Raw genomic sequence first — 16608 nt, forward strand, 5'->3', positions numbered from 1 at the left:
TTAGCTGGTGCCTTAGCGCTAAGGCAAGCTGTCACGCTGGTCGTCGAGCAGTTGCATGAAGGCCCTGGCGGCATTCGACAGGGTACGCTCGGTATGCACGATGTAGCCCAGCTGCCGCGACAGCTGGATGCCTGGCAACGGCAGGCGGAAGACCTGCTCATCGAGCATGGTGCGTGGCAATACGCTCCAGGCCAGACCAATGGACACCATCATCTTGATGGTTTCCAGGTAGTTGGTGCTCATGGCGATGTTGGGTGTCAGGTCTTCGGCCTCGAACAGGCGCTGGACGATATGGTGGGTAAAGGTGTTGCCGCCGGGGAACACCGCCGGGTGCAGGGCCACGTCGGCGAGCGTCACCCCCGTGCCCTGGGCCAGAGGATGTTCGGGGGCGGTGACGAAATCCAGCGGGTCGTTCCATACCGGTACGGCGCGCACCGGGTCGCGGGTATCGGGCGCCAGGGTGATCACCGCCAGCTCGGCACGGCCGTGGAATACCTCGTCGTAGGCCACCTCCGAGTCGAGAAACTGGATGTCCAGCGCCACCTGCGGGTGCGCGCGGGTAAAGGCGCGCAGCAGCGGCGGCAAGCGGTGCAGGCCGATGTGGTGGCTGGTGGCAAGGGTCAGGCGGCCGGTGATCTCGCCATTGAGGTTGGTCAGCGCCCGGCGGGTGTCTTCCAGCACATTGAGAATCTGGTAGGCGCGGGGCAGCAGGGCGCGACCCGCTTCGGTCAGGCTGACCTCGCGGCCCAGGCGGTCGAACAGGCGCACACGCAACTGCTGCTCCAGGCTGGCGATGCGTTTGCTCACCGCGGGCTGGGTCAGGTGCAGGCGGATGGCAGCCTCGGAAAAGCTGCCGAGCTCGGCGATGGCGATAAAGGCATTGAGGGTGGCGAGATCCATGGGGCTTCCAGAGGCGATCAGGGGGTGTTTATCGCGCGATGCTATATGAATTCCGTTCGGGAATCTTCTGGATGAAAAATATGAATTTGAGTTATTCACTACCGAGGCATAGCATTCTCCCCATAAGCCAAAGGGCTATTGCCCGGGCATAGAAATAAAGGTGAGGAACAGGCTGATGACCGGCAAGACGCTCTACGACAAGTTGTGGGAAATGCACGAAGTGAAGCGGCGCGATGATGGCTCGTCGCTCATTTACATCGACCGCCACATCCTTCACGAAGTGACGTCGCCCCAGGCCTTCGAAGGCCTGCGTCTGGCCGGGCGCAAGCCGTGGCGCATCGATGCCAACATCGCCACGCCGGATCACAACGTGCCGACCACCCGCGCCGAGCGCCTCGGTGGCCTGGACGCCATCGCCGATGAAGTCTCGCGCATTCAGGTCAAGACCCTGGACGAGAACTGCGACGATTTCGGCATCCTCGAATTCAAGATGAACGATGTGCGCCAGGGCATCGTTCACGTGGTCGGCCCGGAGCAGGGCGCCACCTTGCCCGGCATGACCGTGGTCTGTGGCGACTCGCACACCTCCACCCACGGTGCATTTGGCGCGCTGGCCCATGGCATCGGCACCTCCGAGGTCGAGCACGTGCTCGCCACCCAGTGCCTGGTCGCCAAGAAAATGAAGAACATGCAGGTGCGGGTCGAGGGCAAGCTGCCGTTCGGCGTGACCGCCAAGGACATCGTGCTCGCGGTGATCGGCAAGATCGGTACCGCTGGCGGTAACGGCCATGCCATGGAGTTCGCCGGCAGCGCGATCCGTGATCTGTCCCTGGAAGGGCGCATGACCATCTGCAACATGTCCATCGAAGCCGGTGCCCGGGTGGGCCTGGTGGCGGTCGACGAGAAAACCATCGCCTACGTCGAGGGCCGTCCTTATTCGCCGAAGGGTGCGGACTGGCAAAAAGCCGTGGCCGTGTGGCGTGACCTGGTGTCCGATGCCGACGCGCATTTCGACACTGTGGTCGAGCTGCGTGCCGAAGACATCAAGCCGCAGGTCAGCTGGGGTACCTCGCCAGAGATGGTGTTGGCCGTCGACCAGAACGTGCCGGACCCGGCCCGTGAAAGCGACCCGGTGAAGAAGGACTCGATCACTCGCGCCCTCAAGTACATGGGCCTCGCCGCCAACCAGCCGATCACCACTATCCAGCTCGATCGCGTGTTCATCGGCTCGTGCACCAACTCGCGTATCGAGGATCTGCGCGCCGCTGCCGAAGTGGCCAAGGGCCGCAAGGTCGCCAGCACCGTCAAGCAGGCTCTGGTGGTGCCGGGCTCCGGTCTGGTCAAGGCCCAGGCGGAAAGCGAAGGGCTGGACAAGATCTTTATCGAAGCCGGTTTCGAGTGGCGTGAACCCGGCTGCTCCATGTGCCTGGCGATGAACCCGGACAAACTCGGCAGCGGCGAGCATTGCGCCTCCACCTCCAACCGCAACTTCGAAGGCCGCCAGGGCGCTGGTGGCCGTACCCACCTGGTGAGCCCGGCCATGGCTGCCGCTGCAGCGGTGACCGGTCGTTTTATCGACGTTCGCGAATTGATCCAGGCCTGAGGAGCACGACATGACACCTTTTACTCAACACACCGGCCTGGTCGCACCGCTCGATCGCGCCAACGTCGACACCGACCAGATCATCCCCAAGCAGTTCTTGAAGTCGATCAAGCGCACCGGCTTTGGCCCGAACCTGTTCGACGAGTGGCGTTACCTGGATGTCGGGCAACCGAATCAGGACAACTCCAAGCGCCCGATCAACAAGGACTTCGTGCTCAACTTCCCGCGTTATCAGGGCGCCAGCGTGCTGCTGGCGCGGGAAAACTTCGGCTGTGGTTCGAGCCGCGAGCACGCGCCCTGGGCGCTGGACGAGTACGGTTTCCGCACGGTGATCGCGCCGAGCTTCGCCGATATCTTCTTCAACAACAGCTTCAAGAACGGCCTGTTGCCGATCGTGCTGGCCGAACAAGAAGTCGATGCGCTGTTCGAGCAGACCGAGGCCACCGAGGGTTACCAACTGACCGTCGACCTCGCTGCGCAGACCGTCACCCGGCCGGATGGCGTGCAATACCGCTTCGAAGTCGATGCATTTCGCAAACACTGCCTGCTCAATGGTCTCGATGATATCGGCCTGACCCTGCAGGACGCCGACGCGATCCGCGCGTTCGAAGTCGGCTATCAGCAGCGTCAGCCGTGGTTGTTCGGCGCCATCAAGTAAGCCGGCCGCGCCGCCTGGCGGCGTGGAAAAATAAGGTTACGTGTTATCGGCGAATGGGCCCGTAGCGCCTTGACCCCGCCCGAACGGACGCCGAACATGGCGCCCCTCGCGGCATTGGGTGATGGCCACGGGCCTGTTCGGGTTTTTACAGGTCGCGCACGGCAAGGCCGGCGGCCCGAAGGTATGAAGGAAAACGTATGAGCAAGCAGATTCTGGTTCTTCCCGGCGATGGCATCGGCCCGGAAATCATGGCCGAAGCGGTCAAGGTATTGCGCCTGGCCAATGACAAGTTCGACCTGAACGTCGAGTTGTCGTTCGACGAGCTGGGCGGCGCTGCCGTCGACAAGTACGGCGTGCCGCTGGCCGACGAGACCCTGGCGCGTGCCCGCGCGGCTGATGCGGTACTGCTCGGCGCCGTCGGTGGCCCCAAGTGGGACAAGATCGATCCGGCCATTCGTCCGGAGCGCGGCCTGCTGAAAATCCGCTCCCAGCTCGGCCTGTTCGCCAACCTGCGCCCGGCCATCCTGTACCCGCAGCTGGCCGACGCCTCGTCGCTCAAGCCGGAGGTGGTGGCTGGCCTGGATATCCTTATCGTCCGCGAGCTGACGGGCGGCATCTACTTCGGCCAGCCGCGCGAAACCAAGGTGCTCGATAACGGCGAGCGCATGGCCTACGACACGCTGCCCTACAGCGAGAGCGAGATCCGCCGCATCGCCAAGGTCGGTTTCGACATGGCCAGGGTGCGCAACAAGAAGCTCTGCTCGGTGGACAAGGCCAACGTGCTGGCCTCCAGCCAGTTGTGGCGCGCCGTGGTCGAGGAAGTGGCCAAGGATTACCCGGATGTCGAGCTGAGCCACATGTACGTCGACAACGCGGCCATGCAACTGGTGCGTGCGCCCAAGCAGTTCGACGTGATGGTCACCGACAACATGTTCGGCGACATCCTCTCCGACGAAGCCTCGATGCTCACCGGCTCCATCGGTATGCTGCCGTCCGCCTCGCTGGACGCCAACAACAAGGGCATGTACGAGCCATGCCACGGCAGCGCGCCGGATATCGCCGGGCAGGGCATCGCCAACCCGCTGGCGACCATTCTGTCGGTGTCGATGATGCTGCGTTACAGCTTCAACCAGGCTCAGGCCGCCGATGCCATCGAGCTGGCAGTCAGCAAGGTACTGGATCAAGGCCTGCGCACCGGCGACATCCATTCCGTCGGTACGACCAGGGTCGGCACCGCGGCGATGGGTGATGCAGTAGTCGAAGCGCTGCGTAGTCTGTAATCTTCCAGGCCGCTGGAAGCTGTCCGGCGGCTTGTTCATATAGGTGTAGTGGTTATGAAACGTGTAGGTCTTATCGGTTGGCGTGGCATGGTCGGTTCCGTGCTCATGCAGCGCATGCTGGAAGAACAGGATTTCGATCTGATCGAGCCGGTGTTCTTCACCACCTCCAATGTCGGCGGCCAAGGCCCGGCCATTGGCAAGGAAACCGAGGCGCTCAAGGATGCCTACAGCATCGACGAGCTCAAAGGCCTGGACGTGATTCTCACCTGCCAGGGTGGCGACTACACCAGCGAAGTGTTCCCCAAGCTGCGTGAAGCGGGTTGGAAGGGCTACTGGATCGACGCGGCGTCGTCGCTGCGCATGGCTGACGATGCGGTGATCGTGCTCGACCCGGTCAACCGTCGGGTCATCGATCACGCGCTGGATGCCGGCACCAAGAACTACATCGGCGGCAACTGCACCGTCAGCCTGATGCTGATGGCCCTCGGCGGCCTGTACGAAGCCGGCCTGGTCGAGTGGATGAGCGCCATGACCTACCAGGCGGCCTCTGGTGCCGGCGCGCAGAACATGCGCGAGCTGATCAAGCAGATGGGCACCATCAACGCCACCGTGGCCGATGAACTGGCCGACCCGGCCAGCGCCATCCTCGACATCGACCGTAAAGTGGCCGAAGCCATGCGTGGCGATGCCTTCCCGGTCGACAACTTCGGCGTGCCGCTGGCCGGCAGCCTGATTCCCTACATCGACAAGGAGCTGCCTAACGGCCAGAGCCGCGAAGAGTGGAAGGCCCAGGCGGAAACCAACAAGATTCTCGGCCGCTTCAAGAATCCGATTCCGGTCGACGGCATCTGCGTGCGCATCGGCGCCATGCGTTGCCACAGCCAGGCGCTGACCATCAAGCTCAACAAGGACGTGCCGCTGTCGGATATCGAAGGGCTGATCAGCCAGCACAACCCCTGGGTCAAGCTGGTGCCGAACCATCGCGAAGCCAGCATTCGCGAACTCGGCCCGACTGCCGTCACCGGCACCCTGAGCGTACCGGTCGGCCGTCTGCGCAAGCTCAACATGGGCTCGCAGTACCTGGGCGCCTTCACCGTGGGCGACCAGCTGCTGTGGGGCGCGGCCGAGCCGCTGCGCCGTATGCTGCGCATCCTGCTGGAGCGCTGATCGGGCCAGGGTGCGCCGACAGGTGTGCCACGAGAGGGGCGGGTAGAGGGTGGTCGCTTGCGATTGCCGTCGCCCGCCCCTCGGCTTTTCGGTAGAGTGCCGGGTCTGTTTCAGTTATCGAGCATCAGGCTCCCTTCATGACTTCTACCTTTGCTATCGCCATCGTCGGTGCCACCGGCAGTGTTGGCGAAACCCTGCTGCAAATCCTCGAAGAGCGCGACTTCCCGATCAGTGATCTGCATCTGCTGGCCAGCGACGAGTCGGCCGGCCGCACGCTGGCCTACAGAGGCCGTAACCTGCGCGTGCGCACGGTAGACGGTTTCGATTTTCGCACCGTGCAACTGGTGTTCTTCGCCGCCGACCCGTCGGTGACCCTGGCGCATGCCGAGGCGGTGCGCAAGGCCGGCTGTTCGCTGATCGATGTAACCGGTGCGCTGCCCGCTGACGTGGCGCCGCGCGTGGTGCCGGAAGTCAACGGCGCTGCGATCCGCGGCGAGGCACCCTTCGCGGTGACCAGCCCGTCCTCGGTGGCCGTTGCCGTCAGCCTGGTGCTTGGCGCGCTGCGCGAGCAGGTGCAGCTGCGCAGGCTGGTGATCGATGCCGGGCTGGCAGTCTCCAGTCGTGGGCGCCAAGGTGTGTCCGAGCTGGCGCGGCAAACCGCCGAGCTGCTCAATGGGCGGGCTTTCGAACCGCAGCTGTTCGACCGGCAAATGGCATTCAACGTGCTGGCCCAGGTTGACGAACCGGATGCCGAGGGCCACGGCCGCCTGGAGCGCCGGGTCAATGCAGACGTCAAGGCGCTGTTCGCTGACCAGGCGCTGAATGTCGCGGTCAGCTGTCATCAGGTGCCGGTATTTTTCGGCGATAGTTTGAGTGTCACCCTACAGGCGTCTACACCTGTAGAGCTGGACAAGGTCATTGCCGCGCTGGATGCCGCCGCTGGCATCGAACTGGTGGATGCCGGGGATTACCCCACGGTTATCGGTGATGCCGTCGGCCAGGATGAAGTCTACGTAGGCCGCGTACGCCGCGGGATCGATGACCCCTGTGAGCTCAGTTTGTGGATTGTGTCTGATAATGTGCGAAAAGGTGCTGCTTTGAACGCCGTGCAACTGGCCGAGTTATTGATAAAACACCATCTGTAAAAGATACTTATCCGGAAGTCTGCATATCTATTCGAGCTTGGCAAATACTGAGCGCGCTGATCGTTGGCTGGGGGGCCTGCAAAGGGGCAGCCACCGATCATCTATCCTCTCGTCTTGCGAGAGCAGTTAACACAAAGGAAAAGGCTATGGTTCGGGTTCGTAAACTGGTGCTGGCTATCGCTGCGGCGACGGCGCTGTCTTCCGGTATGGCGCATGCGCTGGGTGTCGGCGAGCTGACACTGCAGTCGTCTCTGAACCAGCCTTTGGTGGCGGAAATTGAACTGCTCGACGTGCGCGACCTTTCCGCCGCGGAAATGCGCCCCTCGCTGGCCTCGCCCGAAGAGTTCAACAAGGCCGGCGTCGATCGTCAGTACTTCCTGACCGATCTCAAGTTCACGCCGATCATCAAGCCCAACGGCAAGAGTGTGATTCGCGTCACCTCGAGCAAGCCGGTTCGCGAGCCGTACCTGAATTTCCTCGTCGAAGTGCTGTGGCCCAATGGCCGTCTGCTGCGCGAGTACACCCTGCTGCTCGACCCGCCGCTGTACTCGCCCCAGGCCGCTGCCGCCCCGCAAATGCCGGTTGCCGCGCCGGCGCCGGTACCGCGCCCGGCACCGAGTGCCGCCCCGCGTGCTACTGCCCCGGTTGCCAGCGCCCCTGCGGCGCCGCGCGCCGCCAGCGCCGGTGGTGACTACCGCACCAACGCCAATGACACGCTCTGGGAGGTCGCCCAGCGTGCCGGCGGCAGCGGCAGCGTGCACCAGAAGATGCTGGCCATCCAGGATCTCAACCCGGATGCGTTCATCGGCGGCAACATCAACCGCATGAAGAGCGGCCAGGTGCTGCGCCTGCCCGATGATCAGCAGATCGCCCGGCGCAGCCAGTCCGAAGCCCTGGCCCAGGTGGCCGCGCAGAACAGTTCCTGGCGTCAGGGGCGTAGCGCGCCCGCCGCCGCCGGCACCCGGCAGATCGATGCCACGCGGCGCAGTAGCGCTGGCGCGGCGCCAGCCGAGGTGACCGCCGAAGACAAGCTCAAGCTGGTCGCTGCCGAAGCCGGCAAGGCCACGTCGGGCAGCGAAAGTGGCACCGCCAACAACGCCGCGCTGGCCAATCAGCTGGCCGTGACCCAGGAAAGCCTGGACTCGACGCGCCGCGAGAACGACGAGCTCAAGGATCGCATGGGCGACCTGCAGAGCCAGCTCGACAAGCTGCAGCGACTGATTCAGCTCAAGGACAACCAGCTCGCCAAGCTGCAGGCCGATGTATCGGCACCTGCGGGTCAGGCCAGCGCCGGTGCTGCGTCCGCGCCGACGCCTGCTCCGGCTGAGCCGGCAGCAAGCCCTGCTGGCGAGGCACCAAGTGGCGCAGCCCCAACAGCTGAGGCGCCCGCCGCCAATGAAACCGCGCCGGAGTCGGCTCCGGTCGACCCGGCGGCTCCGCCAGCGGGCGAGCCGGCCGCCGAGGCACCGGCTGCCGAGAGCGCCCCTGCGCCGGCCCCTGAAGCGGCCACGCCAGCCGAACCGGCCGCACCCGCTGCCGAAGCGCCTGCCCAGGCGCCAGTCGCGGCAACCCCCGAGCCGGTCGAAGAAGACAGCGCGCTGGACAACCTGCTGGCCAACCCGATGATGCTCGGCCTGATCGGCGGCAGCCTGCTGCTGGCGCTGTTGCTGGTGCTGCTGATTCTGTCGCGCCGCAATGCACGCAAGGCCGAAGAGGAAGAGGTGAGCCTGTCGACCTATGAGGAAGACACCCATCGCTTCGACAGCGACCTGGAACTGCCGGCCGACAGCCTCAACGATCTGCCGGATGACCAGGTGGCCCTGTCGCCGTCCGTTGAAGAGCGGGTGACTGCCCAGACCGGTGATGCCCTGGGTGAGGCGGACATCTACATCGCCTACGGTCGCTTCAACCAGGCGGCCGAGCTGCTGCACAACGCGATCAACGATGAGCCGCAGCGTACCGACCTGCGTCTGAAGCTGATGGAGGTCTACGCCGAGCTGGGTGACCGCGAAGGCTTTGCCCGTCAGGAAAGCGAACTGCGCGAGATCGGTGGTGCCAATGCCCAGGTCGAGCAGTTGAAGAGCCGTTACCCGGCGATGATCATGCTCGGTGGTACCGCGGCCCTGGCCAGCACCGCCGCGGCTGATGACCTGGACTCCTTCAGCCTGGACGACCTGACCCTGGACGAGCCAGAGCAGCCGGTGGCGCCACTGCAGCCGGCCGCTGACGATTCCTTCGATCTCGACCTGGATGCCCTGGAGGCCGAGTTCGCCGCGGACCCGCTGCCCAACGCCGAGGACGACCGTGCCCGTTTCGACGAGATCGACACCCTGGGCCCGCAGTCCGATTTCGATCTGCCGGCCGAGGCGCCGCTTGCCGGCAAGGATGCGCCCCTGGACTTCGATCTGGACCTGGGTGACGAGCCGGTCAACCGTCAGGAGCCGGGCGGTGAGCTGGCCGATTTCAATCTGGACCTGGACACACCGGCCGCTCCGGCTGCCAGCCAGGACGACGACTTCCTGTTGAGCCTGGACGACGATGACGACAAGCCGGCCGCCGATCTGCCGGACCTCTCTTCGGCCCTGGATGACGACAAGGGGGATGATTTCGGCCTGCCCGCCGACTTCGACCTGTCGCTCAATGACGAGCCGGCTCAGGCAAACAGCGGTGCCAGCTTTGCCGCCCAGCTCGATGACGTGACCGCCGAGCTCGATCAACTGGCCGAAAGCCTCGAGCAGCAAGGCCAGGCGCCGCAGGAACTGCAGACCGAGCCGGTATCGCTCGACGAAGACGATGACTTCGACTTCCTCTCCGGCACCGATGAAACCGCCACCAAGCTGGATCTGGCGCGCGCCTACATTGACATGGGCGATACCGAGGGTGCCCGTGACATTCTCGACGAAGTGATCGCCGAAGGTAACGATGGTCAGCAGCAGGAAGCACGCGAGCTGATCGGCAAGCTGGTTTGACGAGCAGTTGATCGACATTGACGGCAGCCCGGTGGGCTGCCGTTTTTGCATCTACAGCACACAACTAAATCGGCAGCTGGCATGGCGGCCTCCCTGGGTGGCGGTATAATTGCCGGCTTTGCAGCTTTGATCTGGTCATGACCCATTGATTAACGAACCAATGACGGCAGCCGAAATGGCTGCCGTCGGCCTTTACAAGATTGCCCTGGGTGTCGAGTACCGTGGCGCCCGTTATCGCGGTTTTCAGCGCCAGCGCGACGGCGTGCCGTCGATCCAGGCGGCCCTCGAAAAAGCCCTGTCCAAGGTTGCCGGTGGCGCACCGGTCACGCTCAGCTGTGCCGGGCGTACCGATGCCCTGGTGCATGCCAGCGGCCAGGTGGTGCATTTCGACACCAGGGTTGAGCGCTCCATGCATGCCTGGGTGATGGGCGCCAACATGAACCTGCCCGGTGACATCAGCGTGACCTGGGCCAAGGCCATGCCGAGCCACTTCGATGCACGTTTCTGCGCCATGGCGCGGCGTTATCGCTACGTGATCTACAACGACCAGATCCGCCCGGCGCACATGGCCGAGGAAGTGACCTGGAACCACCGGCCGCTGGAGATCGAGCGCATGCGCGAGGCCGCGCGGGTATTTCTCGGCACCCATGACTTCAGTGCCTTCCGCGCCCGGCAGTGCCAGGCCAAGTCGCCGATCAAGACGGTTCACCATCTCGAGTTGCTGCAGCACGGCCGTTTTATCGTCCTGGATATCCGCGCCAACGCGTTTCTGCATCATATGGTGCGCAATATCGCTGGCGTGCTGATGACCATCGGCACTGGCGAGCGGCCGGTCGAGTGGGCAGGGCAGGTGCTGCAAACCGGCGTGCGCCGTACCGGCGGCGTGACGGCTCACCCGTATGGGTTGTATCTGGTGCAGGTGGATTACCCTGAAGAATTCGACTTGCCGACCCGCTATCTGGGGCCGCACTTCCTGTCGGGCCTGGAAGACGTAGCGGCAAGGTAGGAGGGGCAGGGCGCGGCAATTAATGGCGCGTCTTCGCCGGTCATTTGTTACCATCCGGCCTTTCGCGGAGGTATTCGTCCTTGTCAGTGGTTCGCAGCAAGATCTGTGGGATTACCCGCCTTGAAGACGCGCTGGTTGCGGTGGCGGCTGGTGCCGATGCAATTGGCCTGGTGTTCTATGCGCGCAGCCCGCGAGCTGTGTCTGTTGAGCAGGCGCGCGCCATTCTGGCCGGCTTGCCGCCATTCGTGACCACCGTTGGCCTGTTCGTCGATATGCCACGTAGCGAAATCGACGCAGTGCTGGCGAGCGTGCCGCTGGACCTGCTGCAGTTCCACGGCGACGAAACCGCCGCTGCGTGCGAGGCGCTCGCAAGGCCGTACATCAAGGCGCTGCGCGTTCGTGCAGGGGATGATGTGGCTGCGCTTGTCGATGCTTACCCTGGTGCACAGGCGGTGTTGCTCGATACCTATGTCGAGGGCGTGCCAGGCGGTACGGGGCAGGCGTTCGACTGGTCGCTGGTTCCGGCAACGCTTAGCAAACCGGTGATTCTGGCTGGTGGGCTGACGGCGGATAACGTCGCCGCCGCCATCGCGCAGGTGCGTCCCTATGCGGTGGACGTCAGTGGCGGTGTCGAGGCTGGCAAGGGCATCAAGGATGCCGCCAAGGTCAACGACTTCGTGCGCGCTGTGCGTGCGGTTGGAGCGTCGATGTGACGGCGCCGTGCAGCGAGCCGTCCATACTGCTATCGCCGCGAACAGTGCGCGCTTTTTTCGTGGTCGAAGCGGGTGGCGGGCAATCTGCCGGCCCCTGGGGCGACCACTTTGTGAATTCGCTTGTCATGTGCAGCAAGCATGTTGAAGCCTACAGCGTTGGAGAATTGAAAGCATGAGCAACTGGCTGGTAGACAAACTGATCCCCTCGATCATGCGTTCCGAGGTCAAGAAGAGTTCGGTACCCGAAGGCCTGTGGCACAAGTGCCCATCCTGCGAGGCGGTGCTGTACAAGCCCGAGCTGGAAAAGACCCTGGACGTTTGCCCCAAGTGCAGCCACCACATGCGCATCGACGCGCGTGCCCGCCTGAACATCTTCCTGGATGCCGATGGCCGCGAAGAGATCGGTGCCGATCTGGAACCCTCCGATCGCCTGAAATTCCGCGACAGCAAGAAGTACAAGGATCGCCTGGTTGCTGCCCAGAAGCAGACCGGCGAGAAAGACGCACTGATTTCCATGAGCGGCAGCCTGGAAGGCATGCCGGTGGTGGCCTGCGCATTCGAGTTCGCCTTCATGGGCGGGTCCATGGGCGCCATCGTCGGTGAGCGTTTCGTGCAGGCGGCCAACGTGGCGCTAGAAAAGCGTTGCCCGTTCATCTGCTTCGCCGCCTCCGGTGGCGCGCGCATGCAGGAAGCGCTGATCTCGCTGATGCAGATGGCCAAGACTTCGGCCGTGCTGGCGCGCCTGCGTGAAGAGGGCATTCCGTTCATCTCCGTGTTGACCGACCCGGTATATGGCGGCGTTTCCGCCAGCCTGGCAATGCTCGGTGACGTGATCGTCGCCGAGCCCAAGGCGCTGATCGGCTTCGCCGGCCCGCGGGTGATCGAGCAGACCGTGCGCGAGAAGCTGCCCGAAGGCTTCCAGCGCAGCGAGTTTCTCATCGAGCACGGCGCCATCGACATGATCATCCACCGTGCCGAGCTGCGTCCGCGTCTGGCCCGCCTGCTGGCGCAGTTCACCCACCAGCCGTCTCCTGCCGCTCTGCCGGTCAGCGCATGACCCAGCGCTCCCTGGCCGAGTGGCTGGCGTACCTGGAGCGTCTGCATCCAAGCGCCATCGACATGGGCCTGGAGCGCTCCCGCGAGGTCGCGGTACGCCTCGGCCTGTCCCGGCCGGCACCGCGGGTGATCACGGTCACCGGCACCAACGGCAAGGGCTCGACCTGCGCCTTCGTCGCCGCCTTGCTGCGCGCCCAGGGCCTCAAGGTCGGGGTGTACAGCTCGCCGCACCTGCTGCGTTACAACGAGCGGGTGCAGATCGATGACGAGCCGGCCAGTGACGCCAGCCTCTGCGAGGCATTCAGCGCGGTCGAAGCCGCCCGTGGCGAGACCTCGCTGACCTATTTCGAGATGGGCACCCTGGCCGCCTTCTGGCTGTTCGAGCGCGCCGAGCTGGATGTGGCGGTGCTCGAAGTCGGTCTGGGCGGGCGCCTGGATGCCGTCAACCTGATCGATGCCGACCTGGCGCTGATCACCAGCATTGGCGTCGATCATGCCGACTGGCTGGGCGATAGCCGTGAGTCGGTGGCCTTCGAGAAGGCCGGCATCATGCGTGCAGGCAAACCTGCGCTGTGTGGCGACTTCGACCCGCCGTTGCCGCTGCTCGAGCGCGTCATCGAACTCGATTCGCCGTTGTTTCTGCGTTGCCGGGATTTCGACCTGAGCGTCAACGAATCAGGCTGGAACTGGTATGGCCTGACCGCCACCGGCGAGGTGCTGCGCCTGCAGGATCTGCCACTGCTCGACCTGCCCATGGAAAACGCCGCGCTGGCGTTGCAGGCCTACGCCTTGCTCGACCTGCCCTGGGATGCCAGGCAAATCGCCGACGCCCTGCAGGCCACCCGGGTGACCGGTCGCCTGGATCGTCGTCACTTGAACTGGCGCGGCAAGTCCCTCACTCTGTTGCTCGACGTGGGGCACAATCCCCACGCCGCGCAGTTTCTTGCCGGTCGCTTGCAGGCGCGCGCCACTGCCGGCAGGCGCCTGGCCGTATTCGGCCTGCTGGCCGACAAGGAGCTGCCCGGCGTGGTGGCGCCGCTGCTGGCCGACATCGCACACTGGGCGGTGACGACGCTGCCCAGCGAACGCTCGCGTCCTGCTGCCGAGCTGCATGCGCACCTGGCATCCCGTGGTGCCCAGGTCGAGGCCTACGGCGATGTCGCCAGTGCCCTCGAAGCGCAGTGCGAGCGTGCGGCGGCAGGGGATGAAATTCTGCTCTTTGGGTCTTTTTTCTGCGTGGCCGAAGCCCTGATGTGGCTGGAGCGCTACGCCCAGGAGGATGTGCAGGATGGCAATGCTCGATAGTGCAACCAAGCAACGTATCGTCGGCGCGCTGGTGCTGGTGGCGCTGGCGGTGATTTTTCTGCCGATGCTGCTTTCCCGTCCCGACGAGTTGCGGCATGTGGTGGTCGATGCGCCGAGCATCCCCGCCAAGCCGGTCACGCCTGAAATCGAAATGCAGCCGGTGATCGTGCCCGATCCCCAGGAGCTGCCCCAGGAACCGGTGCCGGTCGACAGCTCGCCCAGCGATCAGGCGCAGCCGCCTGTCGAGCAGCCCATCGTCGAGCTGCCGGCCAGCGAGCCTCCGGCGCCCACGCCACCGCCGGCTGCGCAGCCCACGCCCAGCAAGCCTGCGGAGGTGACGCCGCCACCGCAGAAGGCGCCGACCGAGCGCCTGGATGTCAACAGCCTGCCGGTCAGCTGGTCGGTGCAACTGGCCAGCCTGTCCAGTCGTCCCGGTGCCGAAACCCTGCAGAAGACCCTGCGTGCCCAGGGCTACAACGCTTACATCCGCACGGCCGATGGCATGAACCGGGTGTTCGTCGGGCCGCTGGTCGAGCGTGTCGAAGCCGATCGCTTGCGTGATCAGCTCAACCGCCAGCACAAGCTCAATGGCTTCGTGGTGCGCTTCCAGCCGGAAAGCAACTGACGCCTCGCACGTATCTGCGCTTAACCGATGGGCAGGGCTCTGCTAAAATGCAGCGCCTCTTCCATCGGTAGCCTGCATCGTGGCATTCACCTGGGTTGATTGGGCGATCATCGCCATCATCGCCGTTTCGAGTCTGATCAGTTTGAGCAGAGGCTTCGTCAAGGAGGCCCTGTCGCTCGTCACCTGGATTATTGCCGGCGTGGTTGCCTGGATGTTCGGTGGTGCACTCTCGCAGCACCTGGGCGCTTATATCGAAACTCCGTCTGCCCGCGTTATCGCTGCCTGCGTACTGTTATTCGTTCTGACGTTGCTGGTCGGCGCGCTGATCAATTACCTGATCGGCGAGCTGATCCGGGTGACCGGCCTGTCTGGCACCGATCGCTTTCTGGGCATGGTGTTTGGCGCCGCGCGCGGCGCCTTGCTGGTGGTGGTGGCGGTCGGCCTGCTCAGCCTGGGGCCTGTGCAGCAGGATGCCTGGTGGCAGCAGTCGGCCTTGCTGCCGCATTTTCTACTGGTGGCAGACTGGTCGAAGAATCTCATATTGGGTGTGTCCAGCGAGTGGCTGGCAAGCGGTATCCGCGAGCCGGTCGAGCTGCCATTCAAAGAGGTGCTGCAGGGGGCTTCTCCCCTCGGTGCCGGTAAATAGTCGTTTCACTGAGTAGGGGTTGCGTCACATGTGTGGCATTGTCGGTATCGTCGGTAAATCGAACGTCAATCAGGCGCTGTATGACGGCCTCACCGTCCTCCAGCACCGCGGCCAGGATGCTGCCGGTATCGTCACCAGCCATGAAGGCCGCCTGTTCCTGCGCAAGGACAACGGCCTGGTGCGCGACGTGTTCCAGCAGCGCCACATGCAGCGCCTGGTCGGCCACATGGGCATCGGCCATGTGCGCTACCCGACCGCGGGCAGCTCCAGCTCGGCGGAAGCCCAGCCGTTCTACGTCAATTCGCCGTACGGCATCACCCTGGCGCACAACGGCAACCTGACCAATGTCGAGCAGTTGGCCAAGGAGATCTACGAATCGGATCTGCGCCACGTCAACACCAACTCCGACTCCGAGGTGCTGCTCAACGTGTTCGCCCATGAGCTGGCCGTGCGTGGCAAGCTCAACCCCAGCGAAGAAGACGTGTTCGCCGCGGTCAAGGACGTGCACAAGCGTTGCCGTGGCGGCTATGCCGTGGTGGCGATGATCACCGGTTACGGCATCGTCGGTTTCCGCGACCCGAACGGCATCCGCCCGATCGTGTTCGGCCAGCGCCATACCGACGAAGGCGTCGAGTACATGATCGCCTCCGAGAGCGTGGCCCTGGATGTACTCGGCTTCACCCTGATCCGCGACCTGGCGCCGGGCGAAGCGGTGTACATCACCGAAGAAGGGCAGATGTTCACCCGCCAGTGCGCGCCCAACCCGCAGCTCAAGCCGTGCATCTTCGAGCATGTGTACCTGGCGCGCCCGGATTCGATCATGGACGGCGTGTCGGTGTACAAGGCGCGCCTGCGCATGGGTGAGAAACTCGCCGACAAGATCCGCCGCGAGCGCCCGGAGCACGACATCGACGTGGTCATCCCGATTCCCGACACCAGCCGTACCTCGGCACTGGAGCTGGCCAACCACCTGGGCGTCAAGTTCCGCGAGGGCTTCGTCAAGAACCGCTACATCGGCCGGACCTTCATCATGCCGGGCCAGGCGGCGCGCAAGAAGTCGGTGCGTCAGAAGCTCAACGCCATCGAGCTGGAGTTCCGTGGCAAGAACGTGATGCTGGTCGACGATTCCATCGTGCGCGGCACCACCTGCAAACAGATCATCCAGATGGCCCGCGAAGCCGGCGCCAAGAACGTGTATTTCTGCTCTGCGGCCCCGGCCGTTCGCTACCCGAACGTGTACGGTATCGACATGCCGAGCCCCCACGAGCTGATCGCCCATGGCCGTACCACCGAGCAGGTGGCCGAGCTGATCGGCGCCGACTGGCTGGTGTACCAGGATCTCGACGATCTGAAGGAAGCGGTCGGTGGCGGCAAGATCAAGATTGAGCAGTTCGACAGCGCGGTGTTCGATGGCGAGTACGTCACCGGCGATGTCGACGAGGCCTACCTGAATCGTATCGACCTGGCGCGCAACGATGGCAGCAAGGCCAAGTCGCAGGCGGTCAGCGAGATCATCGATCTGTACAACAACTGAT

The 16608-nt window shown here is 64.2% G+C and carries 14 protein-coding genes; 13 read left to right on the plus strand and 1 reads right to left on the minus strand.

Annotated elements, in window-relative coordinates; all coding sequences use genetic code 11:
• Positions 1 to 18 precede the first annotated feature (18 nt).
• Positions 19 to 900, minus strand: coding sequence for a LysR family transcriptional regulator (locus QYS36_RS05720; protein ID WP_308838577.1), 882 nt, complete (start codon positions 898 to 900; stop codon positions 19 to 21).
• 175 nt (positions 901 to 1075) lie between these two features.
• Here QYS36_RS05720 and leuC point away from each other — a divergent pair, with 175 nt between their 5' ends.
• The 13 genes from leuC (at position 1076) to purF (ending at position 16607) form a co-directional block, all read left to right on the plus strand.
• Complete coding sequence (gene leuC / locus QYS36_RS05725; protein WP_308838578.1) at positions 1076 to 2503, plus strand: 3-isopropylmalate dehydratase large subunit; 1428 nt, start codon at positions 1076 to 1078, stop codon at positions 2501 to 2503.
• A gap of 10 nt (positions 2504 to 2513) precedes the next feature.
• Positions 2514 to 3161: a 3-isopropylmalate dehydratase small subunit gene (gene leuD, locus QYS36_RS05730; RefSeq protein ID WP_308838579.1), complete on the plus strand. Its 648-nt coding sequence runs from the start codon at positions 2514 to 2516 to the stop codon at positions 3159 to 3161.
• A gap of 197 nt (positions 3162 to 3358) precedes the next feature.
• Complete coding sequence (gene leuB, locus QYS36_RS05735; protein WP_308838580.1) at positions 3359 to 4441, plus strand: 3-isopropylmalate dehydrogenase; 1083 nt, start codon at positions 3359 to 3361, stop codon at positions 4439 to 4441.
• 54 nt (positions 4442 to 4495) lie between these two features.
• Entirely contained in the window at positions 4496 to 5608 is a 1113-nt protein-coding gene (gene asd / locus QYS36_RS05740) for an aspartate-semialdehyde dehydrogenase (RefSeq protein ID WP_230125565.1), read from the plus strand.
• Positions 5609 to 5745: 137 nt separating this feature from the next.
• Complete coding sequence (locus QYS36_RS05745) at positions 5746 to 6753, plus strand: aspartate-semialdehyde dehydrogenase (protein ID WP_308838581.1); 1008 nt, start codon at positions 5746 to 5748, stop codon at positions 6751 to 6753.
• A 146-nt stretch (positions 6754 to 6899) separates the two neighbouring features.
• Positions 6900 to 9722 (plus strand): FimV/HubP family polar landmark protein, encoded by a 2823-nt coding sequence (locus QYS36_RS05750; protein WP_308838582.1) that lies wholly within the window; start codon positions 6900 to 6902, stop codon positions 9720 to 9722.
• Between the two features lie 160 nt (positions 9723 to 9882).
• Positions 9883 to 10728, plus strand: coding sequence for a tRNA pseudouridine(38-40) synthase TruA (gene truA / locus QYS36_RS05755; RefSeq protein ID WP_374990421.1), 846 nt, complete (start codon positions 9883 to 9885; stop codon positions 10726 to 10728).
• An 80-nt stretch (positions 10729 to 10808) separates the two neighbouring features.
• A complete protein-coding gene (locus tag QYS36_RS05760) occupies positions 10809 to 11441 on the plus strand; it encodes a phosphoribosylanthranilate isomerase (protein ID WP_308838583.1) in 633 nt (210 codons plus the stop codon).
• Between the two features lie 172 nt (positions 11442 to 11613).
• Positions 11614 to 12498, plus strand: coding sequence for an acetyl-CoA carboxylase, carboxyltransferase subunit beta (gene accD, locus QYS36_RS05765; RefSeq protein ID WP_308838584.1), 885 nt, complete (start codon positions 11614 to 11616; stop codon positions 12496 to 12498).
• Positions 12495 to 13802 carry a bifunctional tetrahydrofolate synthase/dihydrofolate synthase gene (gene folC / locus QYS36_RS05770; protein ID WP_308838585.1) on the plus strand — a complete coding sequence of 436 codons (1308 nt, stop codon included), beginning with the start codon at positions 12495 to 12497 and terminating at the stop codon, positions 13800 to 13802. The genes accD and folC overlap by 4 nt, the downstream gene beginning before the upstream one ends.
• Positions 13786 to 14427, plus strand: a complete 642-nt coding sequence (locus QYS36_RS05775) for an SPOR domain-containing protein (protein ID WP_111463295.1) — start codon at positions 13786 to 13788, stop codon at positions 14425 to 14427. The genes folC and QYS36_RS05775 overlap by 17 nt, the downstream gene beginning before the upstream one ends.
• 79 nt (positions 14428 to 14506) lie before the next feature.
• Positions 14507 to 15073 (plus strand): CvpA family protein, encoded by a 567-nt coding sequence (locus QYS36_RS05780; RefSeq protein ID WP_111463296.1) that lies wholly within the window; start codon positions 14507 to 14509, stop codon positions 15071 to 15073.
• Positions 15074 to 15101: 28 nt separating this feature from the next.
• Positions 15102 to 16607 carry an amidophosphoribosyltransferase gene (gene purF, locus QYS36_RS05785; protein ID WP_192423258.1) on the plus strand — a complete coding sequence of 502 codons (1506 nt, stop codon included), beginning with the start codon at positions 15102 to 15104 and terminating at the stop codon, positions 16605 to 16607.
• Position 16608: the final 1 nt, after the last annotated feature.

Origin of the sequence: Pseudomonas sp. G34, from assembly GCF_031119625.1 — a bacterium.
Classification (GTDB): domain Bacteria; phylum Pseudomonadota; class Gammaproteobacteria; order Pseudomonadales; family Pseudomonadaceae; genus Aquipseudomonas.

Excerpts from the sequence above, each read along its gene's own strand:
- QYS36_RS05720 (WP_308838577.1), bottom strand. The coding sequence starts at position 900 with ATGGATCTCGCCACCCTCAATGCCTTTATCGCCATCGCCGAGCTCGGC.
- leuC (WP_308838578.1), top strand. The coding sequence starts at position 1,076 with ATGACCGGCAAGACGCTCTACGACAAGTTGTGGGAAATGCACGAAGTG.
- leuD (WP_308838579.1), top strand. The coding sequence starts at position 2,514 with ATGACACCTTTTACTCAACACACCGGCCTGGTCGCACCGCTCGATCGC.
- leuB (WP_308838580.1), top strand. The coding sequence starts at position 3,359 with ATGAGCAAGCAGATTCTGGTTCTTCCCGGCGATGGCATCGGCCCGGAA.
- asd (WP_230125565.1), top strand. The coding sequence starts at position 4,496 with ATGAAACGTGTAGGTCTTATCGGTTGGCGTGGCATGGTCGGTTCCGTG.
- QYS36_RS05745 (WP_308838581.1), top strand. The coding sequence starts at position 5,746 with ATGACTTCTACCTTTGCTATCGCCATCGTCGGTGCCACCGGCAGTGTT.
- QYS36_RS05750 (WP_308838582.1), top strand. The coding sequence starts at position 6,900 with ATGGTTCGGGTTCGTAAACTGGTGCTGGCTATCGCTGCGGCGACGGCG.
- truA (WP_374990421.1), top strand. The coding sequence starts at position 9,883 with ATGACGGCAGCCGAAATGGCTGCCGTCGGCCTTTACAAGATTGCCCTG.
- accD (WP_308838584.1), top strand. The coding sequence starts at position 11,614 with ATGAGCAACTGGCTGGTAGACAAACTGATCCCCTCGATCATGCGTTCC.
- folC (WP_308838585.1), top strand. The coding sequence starts at position 12,495 with ATGACCCAGCGCTCCCTGGCCGAGTGGCTGGCGTACCTGGAGCGTCTG.
- QYS36_RS05775 (WP_111463295.1), top strand. The coding sequence starts at position 13,786 with ATGGCAATGCTCGATAGTGCAACCAAGCAACGTATCGTCGGCGCGCTG.
- purF (WP_192423258.1), top strand. The coding sequence starts at position 15,102 with ATGTGTGGCATTGTCGGTATCGTCGGTAAATCGAACGTCAATCAGGCG.